Genomic DNA, 18,877 nt, shown 5'->3' with positions numbered 1-18,877 from the left:
GAACAGGAGGCTAGGACAATACGATGCATATGATACAAGTAGTTTTTCTGACGGTGATGGTATTCTTCGTCATTGTGACCATCCATGAGTGGGGTCATTTTTATTTTGCGAAACGCGCTGGCATATTGGTAAGGGAATTCGCCATCGGGTTTGGGCCGAAGCTGTTTTCCATCAAACGCGGTGAAACACGGTATACACTTCGTTTAGTACCAGCTGGTGGCTTTGTACGGATGGCAGGAGAAGACCCGGAGCTTGTAGAGATACAAGAGGGTCAAACGGTTGCTGTCCGTGTAAAGGACAATCAGGTAACAAGAATTTATTTGGACCGACTGGATGATCGAGCGAATGTGGTTCGAGGAGAAGTTGTGTTCATCGATTTGGAGAAAAAGCTGAGTATTATCCTCATAGCCGATGGTATTGAGGAGACGTACGCAGTCCATCCACAAGCTGTTATGATTGGCAAAGGTAGAGAGACACAGATTGCTCCCACTGATCGCCAATTCGGCAGCAAAACAGTGGGCCAGCGTGCACTGGCTATAGTGGCAGGTCCAGTAATGAATTTCATATTGGCGTTTGTGCTATTCGGTGTATTCTTTCAAATGGCTGGCGTACCTATGGAGAACCCTGATAAGTTGTTGATTGGCAACATAGGGAAGGATATGCCGGCGGCTCAGACAGATATCAAAGTTGGAGATACCATTGATTCCGTGAATGGGATTAAGATCGGTACGGATTCTGAGAAAATGATTTCGCTCATTCAGAAGTCGGCGAATGTTCCGTTAACGTTCACTGTGGTGCGGGATGGTAAGCCTATTTCTTACAAAATCACACCTTTACCAGATCCAGCTACGAAGGTCGGAAAAATTGGCATTTCGGCTGCTCCTCCAATGAGAGCGGTATCGTTCATCGAGACGTTCAAGTATTCGGGTATTGCGATGAAGAATATGACGATTACGATTTTTGATGGATTTAAGAAACTCATTTTGGGACAGTTCAAGTTGGATGATTTGGGTGGACCTGTTCGAACTGCTCAAGTTACAAGTCAAATTGCGGAGCAAGGGATTACACAGTTGACCTCATGGGTAGCTTTGTTAAGCTTGTACCTTGGTATCTTTAACTTGCTGCCGATACCGGCGCTTGATGGCAGTCGACTGCTCTTTCTTGGATTGGAAGCTGTACGTGGTCGACCGGTAGATCCAAACCGGGAGAGCATGGTGCATTTCATCGGTTTTGCGATGTTAATGCTGCTGATGTTAGCCGTTACTTATAATGATATATTGCGATTGGTACGAGGGGAGAATTAGTTCGATCATGGCGAAAGAGAAACAGTTTGTGACAGAGATTACCCCACAAGGGGAAGACTTCTCCCGTTGGTATATTGACGTTATTAAGAAAGCAGAATTAATGGATTATTCTCCAGTGCGCGGATGTATTGTATTCCGCCCTGAAGGTTTCGAAATATGGGAACATATGAAGGACGAGCTAGACCGTCGCTTCAAAGAAACCGGACATCGTAATGCCTACTTCCCAATGTTCATTCCAGAGAGCTTTTTCCAAAAGGAAAAGGATCATATTGAAGGCTTCAATCCGGAGCTCCCTTGGGTAACTGAGGCGGGTGGAGAGAAGCTCGAAGAGCGTCTAGCCATTCGTCCTACCTCAGAGACAATCATCGGTCATATGTATTCCAAATGGATTCAATCCTATCGTGATCTGCCAGTTCTTATCAATCAATGGGCGAACGTCGTTCGTTGGGAGAAAAGAACACTTCCTTTCCTGCGTACAACCGAGTTTCTTTGGCAAGAAGGCCATACTGCGCATGAAACGGAAACAGAAGCACGAGCAGAAACCAATCAAATGTTGGATATTTACCGGGATTTCTCAGAAAATTTCTTAGCTATTCCTGTTATAATGGGACAGAAAACACCTTCTGAGCGTTTTGCCGGTGCTGTTGATACGTATTCGATTGAAGCAATGATGAAGGATGGGCGTGCGGTTCAAGCTGGAACCTCGCATTACCTTGGGAATAAATTCGCAGTTGCTTTTGATATTAAATATTTGGATCGCGAGAATACACAGCAATTCGTTCACACCACATCATGGGGCGTATCGACGAGACTGCTCGGTGCACTCATCATGGTTCATGGAGATGATCGCGGACTTGCTCTTCCACCTAAAGTGGCGCCAACGCAGGTCATTATGATTCCGATTGGTCCACCGAAGATGCGTGAACAGGTCGTTGGACGCGTAGACGAGCTGTATGCGGAGCTGAAGAAAGCAGGAATCCGTGTTAAAGTGGATGATCGCAGCGACGTAAGTCCAGGCTGGAAATTCAATGAATATGAAATGCGTGGTGTTCCAATCCGTCTTGAGCTTGGACCACGTGATATGGAGAACGGACAAGTTGTTCTAGTATCCCGTATATCTGGCGAGAAGCGAGTTGTCCTTCAAAGCGATCTGACTGAAGAGATTACGCGTATGCTCGAAGAAATTCATGTAGATATGTTCGAGCGCGCGAAGCAATTCCGTATCGATCATTCCCATTCTGTGGAAACGCTGGATGAGATGAAATCGTTAATGGAAGAGAAGCGAGGCTTTGTACTTGCAGGCTGGTGCGGCTCCGAAGCATGCGAGAAGCAGGTTAAAGAAGAAACGGGTGCGACTAGTCGCAACATACCTTTCGAGCCTGCTGAGAAGAAAACAAAATGTTTGGTCTGCGAGGAGAAAGCGGAGCATACGGTCGTTTTCGCCAGAGCTTACTAATTCGATCTCACTTCTTAATATTATTTAGGAAGGTAGCAGTTTCTTCTAGGAGGAAATGATGAACCAAACCGGGGAAAAACGGCAGCGCTTTGAGCTTCTTATGAAGCAAGCAGAGCTGCCGCAGCAATTGACGGATGAGCATTTTGGTGACGGTTATATAGATAAAGTGATCGTAAGCCGGACTAACCGGGAATGGACGTTTTGCATAAGCAAAACGTCTTTAATTCCTTTAGCGGCTTTTGGTGTTTTTTGCAGGACGATTCAAACAAAATTCGCTCATATCGCACAGGTTTCTTTTAAATTCCACTTCCATGATGATGTACAGACGGATGTTTTACTGCGAGAATATTGGCCTGCTTTTGTTGAATGGGTGCAGCAGCATAACGCTTCGGTAAATGGATGGCTCGGTAAATCAACGATGGAAGCTGAAGCGGATTTAATTTCACTTGCATTGATGGATGAAATGGGACTTGAGCTAGCTCGCAAAAAGAAGCTCGATGAGCTGGTTGTTCAATTCTACGCCGAGCAGTTTAACAGAAGCTGTCGGGTTAAGCTTTTGGTTGGAGAAACTCGACAAGAGGTTTACGAAGAATTCGCCCAGAAGCGAGATCAGGAGCAGCGGGAAGTCATCGATCAGATGATGAGCAGTGCAGCTTCAGAAGCACCGGCGGTTGAGGAAGGCGATGTCCGTCTTGTCGTTGGCTATGATATTCGTGAGGAAGCTGTGCCGATAATGAAAATCATCGAAGAGGAGAAGAAGATTACCGTTCAAGGGACGGTCTTTAACCTCGAGATGAAGGAACTTCGGAACGGCAGTACACTTTTCACTTTCAATGTAACGGATTTTACGGATTCCATTGCAATGAAGATGTTCGCGAAGACGAAGGATGATGTCAAAGTTCTTAGTCAGCTTGCGAATGGCAAGTGGGTTAAGGCTCGTGGACGCGTCGAATATGATCGATTCATGCAGGAACCGGAGCTTGTAATGATGCCTTCAGATCTACATGAGGTTGTTGCACCGAAGGAAATGAAGGATGACGCGGAAGAGAAACGCGTCGAATTTCATCTGCATACAACGATGAGTACGATGGATGCAGTAACACCCGTTGATGTTTATATTAAACAAGCAGCTAAATGGGGGCATTCAGCCGTTGCAATCACTGATCACGGCAATATCCAATGTTACCCTGAAGCGGCCAAAGCAGCGAAAAAGAACGGAATTAAAGTACTCTTCGGAGTTGAAGCAAACGTCGTGAATGATTCCGTGCCTATGGTGCTTAACTCGCGAACGGAATTGCTTCAGACAGCGGTCTATGTCGTGTTCGATATCGAGACAACAGGCTTGTCTGTAATGAATAATAAAATCATTGAGCTCGCTGGCGTTAAAATGCAGGAAGGGAAAGAAATTGGACGTTTCTCTACCTTCATTAACCCTCATGAAGAGATTCCTTATAACATTCAGCAGCTTACGAATATAACGAATGAAATGGTTAAGGATGCACCGGAGCTTCCACCAAAACTTCATGAATTTATCGAATTTATTGGCGATGCGGTATTAGTTGCACACAATGCAAGGTTTGATATGGGTTTCATGCAAGCGGCATGTAAACGCAATGGATTGCCCGAGATCGACAATCCGGTTTTGGATACGCTTGAACTTGCCAGGTTCCTTCATCCAACATTGAAGAATCACAGGCTTAATACGCTTTCTGCTAAATATAAAGTTTCTCTCGAGAATCATCACCGTGCCATAGACGATTCCATTGCACTGGGCGGAGTATTATACGGACTTATTAATGATGCTGCACAGCGCAATATAACGGGTCTTCAAATGTTGAACGATTATGTCGGACTGGATTTATCGAATATGCGGCCATTTCATTGCTGTATCTATGCACTTAATGCTGTTGGTAAAAAGAACTTATTCAAACTAATCTCTTTATCCCATACCCAGCATTTCAAGCGAGTTGCCACGATTCCAAAAAGTAAGCTCAATGACTTGCGTGAAGGTCTCCTTATCATATCCGGTTGCGAGAAAGGCGAGTTTTTCGAAGCGGTTATGAATAAGTCGATGGAAGAAGCAGAGGAAGTAGCTCGCTATTATGATGTACTCGAGATTCAGCCTGTCACTTTCTATATGCATCTCGTGGAAAAAGGCTTTGTTGCTAGCCGTGCTGTTATCGAGCAGGCAATCCGCCGTGTTTGTGAGATCGGAGATAAGCTTGAGAAACCGATCATCGCTACGGGTAATGTGCATTATCTGAATGAGAGGGACAAGTTGTTCCGTGATATTACGATTCATGGTATAACAGGATTTAGTCCACTAAAGGATATTACGAAGCCGGATGCTCATTTCCGTACAACCAAAGAAATGCTGGCTGAATTCGCTTTTCTAGGTGAAGCGAGGGCATATGAAGTGGTCGTCAAGAACACCGTAGAGCTTGCTGAACGGTTTGAACCCTTCGATATGTTCCCTTCGAAGCTGTTTGTTCCTATCATCGAGGGAGCAGACGAAGAAATGCGCAATACCTGTTATGACACGGCAAAAAGATTATATGGCGAGCCTATTCCGGATGTCGTTGTTCAGCGTCTGGAGAAAGAATTGGTACCGATAATCAAGTCAGGCTTCTCCGCCAACTACTTGATATCCGAGAAGCTGGTTAAGAAATCTAACGCAGATGGCTACCTGGTCGGTTCCAGGGGATCAGTAGGATCTTCGGTAGTAGCGACCTTCCTTGGCATTTCGGAGGTTAATCCACTGCCGGCACACTATACTTGTATCGAAGAAGCATGTAAATATAGTGAATGGTTCCTGGATGGCAGCTATCCTAGTGGATTCGATCTGCCGAATAAAGATTGCCCGAATTGCGGGAAGCCGCTTAAGGGTGAGGGACAGGATATCCCGTTTGAAACTTTCCTTGGTTTTAAGGGAGACAAGGTTCCCGATATCGATTTGAACTTCTCAGGAGAATATCAGTCGATTGCGCATAACTTTACGAAAGAAATTTTCGGTGAAAAAAGTGTATTCCGTGCAGGTACGATTGGCACGATTGCTGAGAAAACAGCTTATGGCTACACGAAGAAGTACGAAGAGGATTATGGGAAGAAATGGCGCGGGGCTGAATTAGCGCGGCTTGCCAATGGTTTTACCGGTGTTAAGCGGAGCACAGGTCAGCATCCAGGCGGTATCGTTGTTGTACCGGATTATATTGAAGTCGAAGATGTAACACCGGTTCAATTTCCAGCAGATGATGTGAATGCAGAATGGATGACGACGCATTTTGACTATCATGCCTTTGAAGAGAACTTGCTCAAGCTTGATATCCTCGGTCACGATGATCCTACTATGATGCGTATGCTGCAGGATTTCACGGGTGTAGATCCTACACTGATTCCGATGAATGACCCTAAAGTCATGAGTATGTTCAGCTCAACAGATTCTCTTGGTGTATCACCGGAGAAGATCCGTTCTTCTGTTGCAACCTACGGCGTACCTGAGATGGGAACGAAATTCGTTCGCCAAATGCTAGAAGAGACCAAGCCATCAACTTTTGCCGATTTACTTCAAATATCCGGCTTGTCTCATGGTACTGGGGTATGGCTTGGCAATGCACAGGAACTTATCAAGAATCGAACCTGTTCTATCAAGACGGTAATTGGCTGTCGTGATGATATCATGCTATTTCTTATTTATAAGGCAGGAATGGATGCCAGTCTGGCCTTCAAAATTACGGAAAGCGTACGTAAAGGCAGAGGGCTGACGCCGGAGTGGATTGACGAAATGAAACGGTGCAAGGTGCCGCAGTGGTATATTGATTCTTGTTTAAAAATTGAATACATGTTCCCGAAAGCACATGCTGCAGCTTATGTAATCTCAGCTGTACGTACAGCATTCTTTAAGCTTTATCATCCGATTGCCTACTATGCAACGTATTTCACTGTTCGTGCAGATGATTTTGACTTAGAGCTGCTTTGTAAGGGATATGAAGCGATTTTACGCAGGCTGGTTGAGATCGAAGCGAAAGGATTTCAAGCTTTACCTAAAGAGAAGAACAGTGTGTCTTTACTTGAGATGGCCCTTGAGATGACAGCCCGCGGCTATTCATTCAAGCCGATTGACCTTTATCGATCAGAGGCAACCAAGTTTATCATTGATGGGGACTCCGTTATTCCTCCATTTGGTGCTATCGGTGGGATTGGCGAGAATGCAGCGCGTAATATTGCAGCTGCTCGCGATCAAGGAGAATTCCTCTCCATTGAGGATTTCCAACAAAAATCCAAAGCTTCCAAAACCATTATCGAGGTTCTCAATGGAATGGGCTGCTTCCGAGGCCTCCCTGAGTCTAATCAATTATCATTGTTCTAGGTATTGAAGTGGCTAGAGGCGTGTCATTGTAGCAGCGGAATCAGCGAGCCCACCAGCACGCCCCTATCTTGTCACCACATCATGGTTATGGTATAATATTTCTGGTAATGCTGATGATACGACTTTTTCGCAGAAGAGTGGGGAAACCCACTCTTTACGTTTTGTCTATAGCTTTTTACGTCTGCAGAATCACTTACCCATCGCGAAGTAAGGCGATCGAGGTCATAAAATAAACTGCTTAACGAATCCGGAATACCAGCGATGATGCGTTGCAGTGGGGGGTACATTTTTTTTGAGCACACCAAAAATCAAAACCGTCGTCGAAGAAATGGTTCGTCCGTTTTTGGATGACAATGGATTTGAACTCGTTGATGTCGAGTATGTGAAGGAAGGCAGCAATTATTTTCTTCGTGTTTTTGTAGACAAAGAAGGAAGCATCGATATCGATGAATGCGGCCGTATCAGCGAATTTTTAAGTGATAAGCTAGATGAGAATGATCCAATTACAGAAGCCTATTTCCTCGAAGTTTCATCTCCAGGTGCGGAACGTCCGCTTAAGAAGCCTGAAGATGTACACAAAGCAGTTGGCAAACATGTTTTTCTTACCACATACGAACCCATAGGTGGGGCTAAAGAATTCGAAGGCAAATTGCTTTCCTTTGACGGAGAAGCAGCAGTCGTCGAGATCGGTAAGAAGCAGCATGCAATCCCATATGAAAAAGTAGCAAGCGCCCGTTTAGCCATCGTCTTCTAATTGAAGACATCGGCATGAATATAAAGTTAGGGAACCAATTGAAAGGGGGAACTTATTTCCAATGAGTATGGAATTTATAGAAGCACTGACGGAGATAGAGAAAGAAAAGGGAATTAGCAAGGATATTTTGATTGAAGCGATTGAAGCGGCCTTGATTTCCAGTTACAAGCGTAATTTTAATACAGCCCAGAATGTAAGGGTTGATATTAATCGGTTTACGGGTGTAATCAAAGTATATGCTCGAAAAACGGTTGTGGAAGATGTGTTAGATCCACGATTAGAAGTTTCTGTTGAAGCATCCCGTGAAATCAACCCGCACTATCAGCTGGATGACATCGCAGAGATCGAGGTAACACCTCGTGACTTCGGTCGTATCGCTGCGCAAACTGCCAAACAAGTCGTCACTCAGCGTATTCGTGAAGCAGAGCGAGGACTTATTTACAATGCGTTTATTGATAAGGAAGAAGACATCGTTAATGGTATCGTACAGCGTCAAGACGTGCGTAATTTGTTTATCGACCTTGGTAAGGTAGAAGCTGTATTGCCTTTAACTGAGTTGATGCCGACAGACAAATTCAAACATGGCGATCGTGTGAAATCCTTTATTACTAAAGTTGAGAACACAACGAAGGGTCCGCAAATTTTCCTCTCCCGTACACATCCTGGTCTTCTGAAACGACTGTTTGAGCTTGAAGTGCCGGAGATTTACGACGGTGTCGTCGAAATTCGCTCGGTAGCTAGGGAAGCAGGCTTTCGTTCCAAGATAGCGGTTTACTCTCGTAATGCTGAGGTGGATCCTGTTGGTTCTTGTGTCGGTCAAAAAGGGATGCGCGTTCAGACCATCGTAACGGAACTTAAAGGTGAGAAAATCGATATCGTTCGTTGGTCGGAAAGTGTAGATGAATATGTGGCAAATGCGCTTAGTCCATCCAAGGTAATCGAGGTTATCGTGCATGAGCAAGAGAAAATGGCTCGTGTTATCGTACCGGATTATCAGCTGTCACTAGCGATCGGAATCAAAGGGCAAAATGCTCGTTTGGCTGCTAAGCTGACTGGTTGGAAAATCGACATCAAAAGTGAGACGCAAGCTGAGCAAGAATACGGCCGTCCTAAATCTCCGATGAGCACGATGCACCAGGATTCTGTTTCCATCGACTAGAAGAGATCTTTAGATGGGGAGGAATGAATGGTGAGACCAAGAAAAGTTCCGCTGCGCAAATGCGTAGCTTGTCAACAAATGATGCCCAAGAAAGAACTTATTCGCATCGTTCGTACACCTGATGGAGCGATATTGATCGATTTGACAGGGAAGAAAGCAGGTCGCGGCGCCTACTTATGTGGTAAAGTGAGCTGTTTCAAATTAGCGAAGAAGAGCAAAGCACTCGATCGGGCACTCAAACAACCAGTAGGTGCTGAAATATACGATCAACTGGAGCAAGATTTTATTGCTGTAGAAGATACGTTTATTGCAGGCAAGGATCGGGTGGATGAAGACGATGACGAAGCATAAAGCATTATCTCTTCTGGGATTGGCGATGCGTGCAGGCAAACTCGTCACTGGGGATGAAACTGTTCTCAAAGCCGTTCAGCAAGGAAAGGCAAAGCTTGTAATAGCTGCGAGCGATGCATCAGATAATACAAAGAAGAAATTCCGTGATAAATGCGCAACCTACAACGTCAAATTGGTAGAGGCATTCGACCGGGTAACGATCGGTGATGCGATTGGTAAATCGGAGCGGGTTTTACTGGCCGTTACTGATTTGGGCTTTTCCAAAAGTATCATACAAAGCTTAAGCCAACCTACGGAGGTGGAGTATATTGACTAAACAACAAGACAGCAAGGATAACAAAGATAAATTGCGCGTCTATGAGTACGCGAAATCGCTCAATATGAGCAGTAAAGAAATCATTACGATCTTGAAACGTCTTAGTCTTCCAGTTAACAATCACATGAGTGTGATGGAAAACGAGATGGTTAACAAAGTCGAAGGTTTCTTTCGCGATATAAAAGCCAATGCCGCCGCGAAACGTGCACAAGAAAATGCAACAGTTTCAGCCTCGTCCCAGCCTTCCAATCGTCCGCCACAACAGTCACTAGAACGTAAACCGCAGCAGACCGTGAATGCGGGTCAGCCGCAAGCGCAAGTTAACAAAAATTCGATTCAGGATACACAGGGGAATATGAATACAACTAAACCTAATACGCCAGCAAGCACACAAGCAGCAACAAGTACGCCAGCAAGCACGCCTACACAGCCTGCAGCTGCTACGCAACAAGCAACAACAGCACCAGCAAGTCAGCCAGCTGCTCCTGCAGCGGCTCAAACGAGCTCACAAGCGTCAACATCAAGCGCTCCACAGACAACAAGCTCTCAACAGCAGCGACCATCTAATCAAGGCGGACAACGTCCAAGTGGACAGCAAGGACAGCGCCCGAGCAGTTCTTATAATCAAGGCCAACGTCCAAGCGGTTCATCAAGCCAAGGTGGTCAAGGCCAGCGTCCAAGCGGCCAATCCAGCCAAGGTGGTCAAGGTCAACGTCCAAGCGGCCAATCCAGTCAAGGTGGCCAAGGCCAGCGTCCAAGCGGCCCATCCGGCCAAGGCCAGCGTCCAAGTGGTCAATATGGCGGACAAGGCCAGCGTCCAAGCGGTCAAGGTAGTCAAGGCGGAACAGGCCAAGGCGGCCAACGTTTTGGTCAGTCTGGTGGCGGTCAGCAAGGTCAAGGCCAACGCAGCAGCAGTCAAGGCTCCAGTCGTCCAGCTGGTGCAGCTAGCGCGCCAAGTCCAGGTGCTTCACGTTCAACGACACCTCAACCGAACCGCAACGCACAAGGTAAAACATTTGAGCCGCGTCCAATGGATGATCAAAAGAAAAGATCAACCAAGCCGAATCAAAATGCCGGCGGTAAACGTTTTGAGGATGGAAGATCCAGTAATTATAAAGGTAGTCGCGGTGGTAAAAATCAACGTGGCAGAGGACAACAGCAAGAACGCCGTGAAAAAGCGGACAATACACCGAAGAAAATTATCGTTCGTGGAACGGTAACGGTCGGTGATTTGGCGAAGCTGCTTCATAAGGATGCTTCAGAGGTTATCAAGAAGCTCATCACTCTTGGTGTAATGGCAACAATTAACCAAGAGGTTGATCTAGATACCGTTCAACTAATCGCTACCGAATATGGTGTTGAAGTTGAAGTGAAGATTCCGGTTGAGGAAGATGCATTCGAGACCTTCGAAGAGGTAGATGAAGAAGAGACACTTGAAACTCGTCCACCAGTTGTTACAATTATGGGGCACGTTGACCACGGTAAAACAACTTTGCTTGATGCGATTCGTCACACTAGCGTAACAAGCGGTGAAGCCGGCGGTATCACTCAGCATATCGGTGCGTACCAAGTCGAAATTAACCATAAGAAAATCACATTCCTAGATACGCCTGGTCATGAAGCGTTTACGCTAATGCGTGCTCGTGGTGCCCAAGTGACGGATATTACGATTATCGTTGTAGCAGCAGATGATGGTGTTATGCCACAAACTGTTGAAGCAATCAACCATGCTAAAGCTGCTGGGGTACCGATTATTGTTGCCATCAACAAAATTGATAAGCCTGGAGCAGATATTGATAAAATTAAGCAAAGCCTAACTGAGTATGCGCTAGTACCGGAAGAGTGGGGCGGAGATACGATCTTCGTTAACGTTTCGGCCAAGCAGCGTCTTGGATTAGAAGAACTGCTTGAGATGATCCTGCTCGTAGCGGAGATGAATGATTACAAAGCTAATCCTAACAAACGTGCTCGTGCTACTGTTATTGAAGCTGAGCTTGATAAAGGTAAAGGTCCTGTTGCACGTATTCTCGTTCAGCATGGTACATTGAAGATCGGTGATGCCTTCGTCGCAGGGAACTGCTTTGGACGCGTTCGTGCAATGGTTAATGATAAAGGTCGCCGTTTAAAAGAAGCAGGACCGAGTACACCAATTGAGATCACCGGTTTAACTGAGGTGCCTCAAGCAGGTGATCCGTTCCTTGTCTTTGAAGATGAGCGCAAAGCCCGTGCAATTGCAGATCGTCGTGCTATCAAGCATCGTCAATCTGAACTTGGAGCAAATACACGAGTAACACTTGAAGATTTGTATAATCATATTAAAGATGGCGAAGTTAAAGAATTGAACGTCATCATTAAAGCGGACGTTCAAGGTTCATCCGAGGCGCTTAAAGGCTCGCTTGCAAAAATCGATATCGAGGGTGTTCGCGTTAAGATTATTCACAGCGGCGCTGGTGCAATTACCGAATCCGATATTAACTTAGCAGCAGCATCAAGTGCAATTGTTATCGGCTTTAACGTTCGACCGGAGCCTCAAGCTTTGGCAACTGCAGAGCAAGAGAAAGTCGACATTCGTCTGCATAGTATTATTTACAATATTATTGACGAAATCGAGCATGCAATGAAAGGAATGCTTGATCCGATATTCAAAGAAGTGATTATTGGTCAAGCAGAAGTTCGTAATATCTTCAAAGTCACCAAAGTAGGTACGATCGCAGGCTGTATGGTTACTTCTGGTAAAATCACCCGTTCCGCGAAAGCACGTTTGGTTCGTAGCGGTATCGTCATCTTTGATACTGAGATTGAATCGCTCAAACGCTTCAAGGATGATGCAAAAGAAGTTGCTCAGGGTTATGAGTGTGGGATCACACTTGAAAGGTATAGTGACCTTAGAGAAGGCGATACGATCGAAGCTTACGTGATGGAGACAGTAGAGAGGTGATTGACCTATGGCGAAGGTTCGCGTAGGACGCGTCGGTGAACAAATTAAGAAAGAATTGAGTCAGCTAATCCAGACGGAGCTTAAAGATCCACGTATTGGATTCATTACCGTAACTGGCGTAGAATTGACGAATGATCTTTCCCAAGCAAAAGTTTACCTCAGTGTACTCGGTACAGATGAGCAAAAAGAAGAGACGCTTAAAGCGTTAGCAAGAGGAACGGGTTTTCTTCGTTCTGAATTAGGCAAAAGAATTCGTTTCCGTCATACGCCAGAGCTGATATTTAAATTCGATAACAGCATTGAGTATGGAAGCAGAATCGAATCGCTGATTAGCAATATCAACAATGACAAGGGTGAACAATGACAGGGGTAAAGCCGGCGGTATTCTCCGCGGCTTATGAGCAACAGCTCGATGCTGCACTGGCGTTTATGCGAGAGGGCGACCGCTTTTTGGTCGTCTCGCATGTTCAGCCTGACGGTGATGCGATTAGCTCTACACTCGTTATTGGATGGCTGCTGCGCTATTTTGGTAAGCAAGCTACTTTGATCAACGAAGGTAATGTTCCTGTTCGACTAAGCTTTATGGAAGCCACTTCCTCCATCATTAATTTCAATCAGCAGCCTCCAAGCGAAGTGTTTGACCGGATTATTGCAGTCGATTGTGCAGATTATCGACGAATAGGAACCGTTTCAGATGCCTTTGATAAAGGGGCTCTATTGCTTAATATTGACCATCATCCAACCAATGATGGTTTTGGCGCTGTTAACTTGATTCGTACGGATGCAGCTGCAACCGTTGAAATTCTGTACGATTTGATGGAACGTGCAGATATAGTTCCAGATAATGAAGTAGCTACAGCCATATATACCGGGCTGTTAACCGATACAGGCGGCTTTCGATATTCAAATACGACGCCAAGAGTCATGCATGTTGCCTCACGTATGCTTGCAGAAGGTGTCTCAGGACATTGGATTGCTAATCATTTGCTCGAGCGAATGACGAAACCTCAGCTATTGTTGCTTCAGCGCGGCCTGAACGGTCTTACTTTCTCAGAAGATAACCGTATTGCATGGTTGTACATAGCAGTCGCTGATATGACTGAAACCGGAGCAATCGGTGATGACTTGGAAGGGCTAGTTAATTACGCGCTTAACGTAGAAGGCGTGGAAGTAGGTATTTTGTTCAAGGAAACAGATAATGGACAAGTGAAAGTAAGCATGCGCTCATCGGGGAAAGTAGATGTCGCAGCAATCGCTCAATTGTATGGCGGTGGAGGCCATGTACGCGCAGCTGGCTGTCGTCTTGAGGAGTCTTTACAAGATGCGATCCCGAATTTGATCAATGCCGTAAGAAAGGTGCTGGTTGAATAATGGACGGTATTTTGGCCGTTTGGAAACCGGCTGGCTGGACTTCACATGATGTCGTAGCTAAAGTTAGAGGATTACTGCGGACCAAGCGTATTGGCCATGCCGGAACGCTTGATCCACAGGTAACGGGTGTTTTACCGCTCTGTATAGGGCGGGCTACCCGGGTTGTGGAATATGTGCAAGAGAAACCAAAAGCTTATGAAGCGGTTCTGCAATTTGGACTTGCTACCGATACGGAGGACTTAACAGGTACGGTAGTATCACAAGTCGATGAAGTCGTGATAAGCGAAGCAGACATTCGTCGTATATTGACAGCTTTCACTGGAGAGATCGATCAAGTTCCACCGATGTACTCCGCTGTGCAGGTTGGGGGTAAGCGGCTCTATGAGCTTGCAAGAGAAGGTCAAGTTATTGAAAGACAAGCCAGAAAAGTAACAATCTACGAATTGGAATTGTTAGCGCTAGATCTGGATAAGCCGCATCCTACGATTCGTTTTTCCGTTCAGTGCTCCAAAGGAACCTATATCCGTACACTTTGTGTCGATATTGGAAAAGCGCTTGGGGTTCCTGCTGTAATGGCTGAGCTCAAACGCACGATGTCCGCTGGATTCACGGAAGAACAGTGTTTGACCATGGAGGAAATTGAACAGCTGCAAGCCTCCGGTGAGCTTGAATCTAAGCTGCTTCCGGCTGATGCGGCGCTTGAACATTTCCCTCGTTGTACGGTTAATTCGGAAACGGCACAGCATGCTTTTCAAGGGAAACGTGTTCCTCTTCCTAGTATTGCTGACTTAGCCCTATCTGGCGACAATAAACAACTCATTCGTTTATACCGAGAAGACGGCCTTTTTATTGGCCTGTTTGAACGGGAGGCGGACACCGAATTACTAAAAGCAGTAAAGGTGTTTACGCCAGCTTAAACGAAGAGAAGCTCATGAAGCAGGTGTGACTGCATGGAAATCATCTTCTTAGAACATCCAGTTCATTCATCAAGTGCAGCTCTGACGGCTGTTCCAAAGACAGTAGCCATTGGACATTTTGATGGGGTCCATCGAGGTCATCAGAATGTGATTCAGCGCTCAATAGCTGCTGCGAAGGCTGAAGGCTTACAGTCTTCAGTAATGACGTTTCATCCGCATCCAAAGGAAGTGTTAGGACAAGGTTCGCAATATGTAACTTGTTTGACACCTCTGGAAGAGAAGGTACAACGTTTCTTGCGTCTTGGTGTGGATGTTGTTTATATAGTCAAGTTTGATTTGGGATTCTCGGTTGTCACGCCACCGGAGTTTGTTGACGATGTCTTACGTCCACTTCAAGTGAAGAAGGCAATCGTAGGCTTTGATTTTACTTTCGGATCGCGCGGGGCTGGCAAAGCGTCAACGCTAAGGTCACTCGGTGAACCGGATATCAGAGTAGAGGTGGTGGAACCATTGAAGCAGGATGGAGAGAAAGTGAGCAGCACGCTTATTCGTGAATCGCTTGCGGAAGGTCGACCCGAAGTAGCCAGCCAGTTACTCGGAGCACCGTACGAAGTTCACGGCACTGTTATACATGGAGAAGGTAGAGGTCGCACAATCGGGTTCCCAACGGCAAACATCGAACTGGAAGCTGCTTATGTGCAGCCAAAGCAAGGTGTTTATGCAATAATGGCCGAAATAGAGGGAAAGCTTATAGCAGGCGTATTGAACCTAGGCGTGAAGCCTACGTTCCATGAGCAGCTTCCCAAGCCTGTCTTAGAAGCTCATTTATTCGATTTTGATGGAGACATATATGGTAAATCGATTGCAATCCAATTTATCTCCTTCTTGCGTTCTGAGAGGAAATTTGGCTCGATCGATGAGCTTATTCATCAAATACAATCGGATGCTGAGCAGGCACGAGCGGTTTTGGCAGCTTACAACAAGTAAAGGCACTCCATTTACTTCTTATAGGTGGTTGTGGTATACTCGAATACGTTGCGTAGTGATGGAGATTATTCTGCATGACTGACCTAGCAACAAGAACCTTAGCTTGGCCTGTCCGACATCACCGACGGCGGCGAGGCTACTGGCGATTATTATGAAGGAGGTGAACATGGATGGCAATTACACAAGAGCGTAAACATCAACTGATCGACGAGCACAAAAAACACGCGAACGACACGGGATCACCGGAAGTTCAAGTGGCTATCCTGACGCAAAACATCCTCAATTTGACAGACCATCTTCGTACGCACAAGAAAGATCATCATTCGCGTCGCGGTCTACTCAAAATGGTTGGTCAGCGTCGTAAGCTGCTAGCGTATTTGAAAAATAATGACGTTCGTCGTTACAGTGCATTGATCGAAAAACTCGGCCTTCGTCGTTAGTAGATGAGGTATAAAAGCAACCTGGTTGTACAGCCGTCCGGGGTTCCGGTCACAGCTGCACTGGGTTGCTTTTTGTAAATAAGTCGATAATGATTTACATATTGCTGTAAAAACAAACCTCTTATCTCGGTCATTCACAATAGAAAGACCTCGAAAGGGGTTTGTCTCAAAATATAAGAAAGTATACCTATACCGCATACTTTTTTATATTTCTGAGGGAAGAGACATGCACCGGGCACATAAGGACGGTCCAATGGCGAGTGGTTCTTGCTCGGTATTAGCCGGTATTCTTGTATCTTATTTCAGAGTACAATTTACCATTCAAACATTAATTAGCCAAATAACAAATAACTGCATGTCGAGCCGTTCTTAAGGGACGAGCGTACGGCAGCAGCGAGGAGGAATTCTATGTTGCATCGTGTTGAAATGACACTTGGTGGACGTCCGCTTGTATTGGAAACGGGACGACTTGCCAAACAGGCAAACGCAGCGGTAACAGTTAAATATGGTGATACAGTTGTACTTTGTACCGTTGTATCATCGAATGAACCAAAAAACCTTGATTTCTTTCCGCTTACCGTTAACTACGAGGAGCGGTTATATGCAGTCGGAAAAATCCCAGGTGGCTTCATTAAGCGAGAGGGACGTCCAAGCGAGAAAGCGATTCTTTCCAGCCGATTGACCGACCGACCGATTCGTCCTTTGTTCCCCGACGGTTTCCGTAATGAAGTGCAAATTGCGAATATCGTAATGAGCGTTGATCAGAACTGCACACCAGAAATTGCAGCGATGATTGGTACTTCGGCAGCATTGACGATTTCTGATTTACCATTCAACGGTCCTATAGGCGGTGTTATCGTTGGCCGTATCGATGGACAGTTTATCGTTAACCCTACTGTTGATCAAGAGAGCAAAAGTGATGTTTACGTTGTCGTTTCTGGAACAAAAGACGCCATTATGATGGTAGAAGCAGAAGCTAATGAAGTGCCGGAATCCGTCATTCTTGAGGCAATCATGTTCGGTCATGATGAAATCAAGAAAATTGTTGCTACAATTGAGCAGCTTCATGCCCTTGCTGGCAAGCCTAAGATGGAAGTTAAACTACATGCATCGGATGAGCAGGTTAGTGCAGCAGTTCGTGCATTTGTAGCGCAACGTCTAGTTGAAGCGGTTCGGATTCAAGAGAAGCATGAGCGTCAGGATGCAATTGATGCTGTTAATGCAGAGACAATTGCTCATTTCGGTCTTGAGTATGCGGAAACACCTGAACTTCTTGGTGATGTGAAAGAAGTGCTGTATGACATCGTTAAAGAAGAAGTTCGTCGTCTGATTACACATGACAAAGTTCGTCCAGATGGACGAGCATTGGATGAAATTCGTGCGATTGAATGTGATGTGGCATTGCTTCCAAGAACGCATGGATCAGGACTCTTTACTCGTGGACAAACACAAGCACTCAGCATTTGTACGCTTGGTGCGCTAGGTGACGTTCAAATTCTGGACGGTATTGACCTAACAGAAACAAAACGCTTCATGCATCATTACAACTTCCCACCGTTTAGCGTTGGGGAAGCAAGACCGCTTCGTCCTCCAGGTCGTCGTGAAATTGGACATGGTGCACTTGGTGAGCGCGCATTATCAAAAGTTATTCCATCTGAAGTGGAATTCCCTTATACGATTCGCCTCGTTTCAGAAGTTTTGGAATCGAACGGTTCGACAAGTCAAGCTAGTATTTGTGCAAGCTCACTAGCGATGATGGATGCAGGTGTGCCGATTAAAGCACCTGTTGCCGGTATTGCCATGGGATTGATTAAAGATGGCGATCATTTCTCCATTTTGTCCGATATTCAAGGGATGGAAGATCACTTGGGTGATATGGACTTCAAGGTTGCAGGAACAGCTGAAGGGGTAACAGCCATTCAGATGGATATCAAGATCGACGGGATTAGTCGTTCGATACTGGAAGAGTCACTTGAGCAAGCACGTGTTGGTCGTCTGCACATCCTTGGCAAAATGACCGAAGTGATGCAGGAGCCACGTAAAGGGCTTTCCCAATATGCACCGAAAATTGTAATTATGAAGATTCACCCGGATAAAATCCGTGATGTTATCGGTGCTGGCGGTAAAATCATTAACAAAATCATCGATGAGACTGGCGTGAAAATTGATATCGAGCAGGATGGTACGGTATTCATTGCTTCTTCAAACGCAGAAGCGAACGAACGTGCGAAGCAAATTATTGAAGGTATCGTTCGTGAAGTTATCGTCGGAGAGGTTTACCTCGGAACCGTTAAGCGTATTGAGAAATTCGGCTGCTTCGTGGAAATTCTTCCGAACAAAGATGGCTTGGTTCATATTTCACAAGTTTCAACAGAACGTGTTGCTAAAGTGGAAGATGTTCTCAAAATTGGCGATCAAATTACAGTTAAAGTAACTGAAATTGATCAACAAGGCCGTATCAATCTATCCCGTAAAGCCGTACTAGAAGTACCTGCACAGTCCTAATGATTGACGATCC

General features: G+C 45.6%; 14 protein-coding genes. All 14 read left to right on the top strand.

Going from position 1 to position 18,877, the window contains the following annotated elements; genetic code table 11:
• The first annotated feature begins 23 nt into the window (after positions 1–23).
• Positions 24–1,304: an RIP metalloprotease RseP gene (gene rseP, locus EKN16_RS10640; RefSeq protein ID WP_125656337.1), complete on the top strand. Its 1,281-nt coding sequence runs from the start codon at positions 24–26 to the stop codon at positions 1,302–1,304.
• Positions 1,305–1,311: 7 nt separating this feature from the next.
• On the top strand, positions 1,312–2,760 hold the full coding sequence (proS, locus tag EKN16_RS10635) for a proline--tRNA ligase (RefSeq protein WP_125656334.1): 1,449 nt from the start codon (positions 1,312–1,314) through the stop codon (positions 2,758–2,760).
• A 58-nt stretch (positions 2,761–2,818) separates the two neighbouring features.
• Complete coding sequence (locus EKN16_RS10630) at positions 2,819–7,126, top strand: PolC-type DNA polymerase III (RefSeq protein WP_125666116.1); 4,308 nt, start codon at positions 2,819–2,821, stop codon at positions 7,124–7,126.
• Between the two features lie 292 nt (positions 7,127–7,418).
• Positions 7,419–7,880, top strand: coding sequence for a ribosome maturation factor RimP (rimP, locus tag EKN16_RS10625; RefSeq protein WP_125656331.1), 462 nt, complete (start codon positions 7,419–7,421; stop codon positions 7,878–7,880).
• Between the two features lie 61 nt (positions 7,881–7,941).
• A complete protein-coding gene (gene nusA / locus EKN16_RS10620) occupies positions 7,942–9,039 on the top strand; it encodes a transcription termination factor NusA (protein ID WP_125656328.1) in 1,098 nt (365 codons plus the stop codon).
• 30 nt (positions 9,040–9,069) lie between these two features.
• Complete coding sequence (gene rnpM, locus EKN16_RS10615; protein ID WP_125666114.1) at positions 9,070–9,390, top strand: RNase P modulator RnpM; 321 nt, start codon at positions 9,070–9,072, stop codon at positions 9,388–9,390.
• On the top strand, positions 9,377–9,706 hold the full coding sequence (locus tag EKN16_RS10610; RefSeq protein WP_125656325.1) for a L7Ae/L30e/S12e/Gadd45 family ribosomal protein: 330 nt from the start codon (positions 9,377–9,379) through the stop codon (positions 9,704–9,706). The genes rnpM and EKN16_RS10610 overlap by 14 nt, the downstream gene beginning before the upstream one ends.
• Complete coding sequence (gene infB / locus EKN16_RS10605) at positions 9,699–12,644, top strand: translation initiation factor IF-2 (protein WP_125656322.1); 2,946 nt, start codon at positions 9,699–9,701, stop codon at positions 12,642–12,644. The genes EKN16_RS10610 and infB overlap by 8 nt, the downstream gene beginning before the upstream one ends.
• Before the next feature lie 7 nt (positions 12,645–12,651).
• Complete coding sequence (rbfA, locus tag EKN16_RS10600; protein ID WP_125656319.1) at positions 12,652–13,008, top strand: 30S ribosome-binding factor RbfA; 357 nt, start codon at positions 12,652–12,654, stop codon at positions 13,006–13,008.
• On the top strand, positions 13,005–14,015 hold the full coding sequence (locus tag EKN16_RS10595; RefSeq protein ID WP_125656316.1) for a DHH family phosphoesterase: 1,011 nt from the start codon (positions 13,005–13,007) through the stop codon (positions 14,013–14,015). The genes rbfA and EKN16_RS10595 overlap by 4 nt, the downstream gene beginning before the upstream one ends.
• Positions 14,015–14,932: a tRNA pseudouridine(55) synthase TruB gene (gene truB / locus EKN16_RS10590; protein ID WP_125656313.1), complete on the top strand. Its 918-nt coding sequence runs from the start codon at positions 14,015–14,017 to the stop codon at positions 14,930–14,932. The genes EKN16_RS10595 and truB overlap by 1 nt, the downstream gene beginning before the upstream one ends.
• Positions 14,933–14,965: 33 nt before the next feature.
• Positions 14,966–15,919 carry a bifunctional riboflavin kinase/FAD synthetase gene (locus EKN16_RS10585; RefSeq protein ID WP_125656311.1) on the top strand — a complete coding sequence of 318 codons (954 nt, stop codon included), beginning with the start codon at positions 14,966–14,968 and terminating at the stop codon, positions 15,917–15,919.
• A gap of 170 nt (positions 15,920–16,089) precedes the next feature.
• A complete protein-coding gene (gene rpsO / locus EKN16_RS10580) occupies positions 16,090–16,359 on the top strand; it encodes a 30S ribosomal protein S15 (protein WP_125656308.1) in 270 nt (89 codons plus the stop codon).
• A gap of 408 nt (positions 16,360–16,767) precedes the next feature.
• Entirely contained in the window at positions 16,768–18,864 is a 2,097-nt protein-coding gene (gene pnp, locus EKN16_RS10575; protein ID WP_125656305.1) for a polyribonucleotide nucleotidyltransferase, read from the top strand.
• Positions 18,865–18,877: the final 13 nt, after the last annotated feature.

Origin of the sequence: Paenibacillus baekrokdamisoli, from assembly GCF_003945345.1 — a bacterium.
Lineage (GTDB): Bacteria > Bacillota > Bacilli > Paenibacillales > Paenibacillaceae > Paenibacillus_Z > Paenibacillus_Z baekrokdamisoli.
Note: the sequence above shows the minus strand (reverse complement) of the source record. Positions and strands in the feature narration are given on the sequence as shown.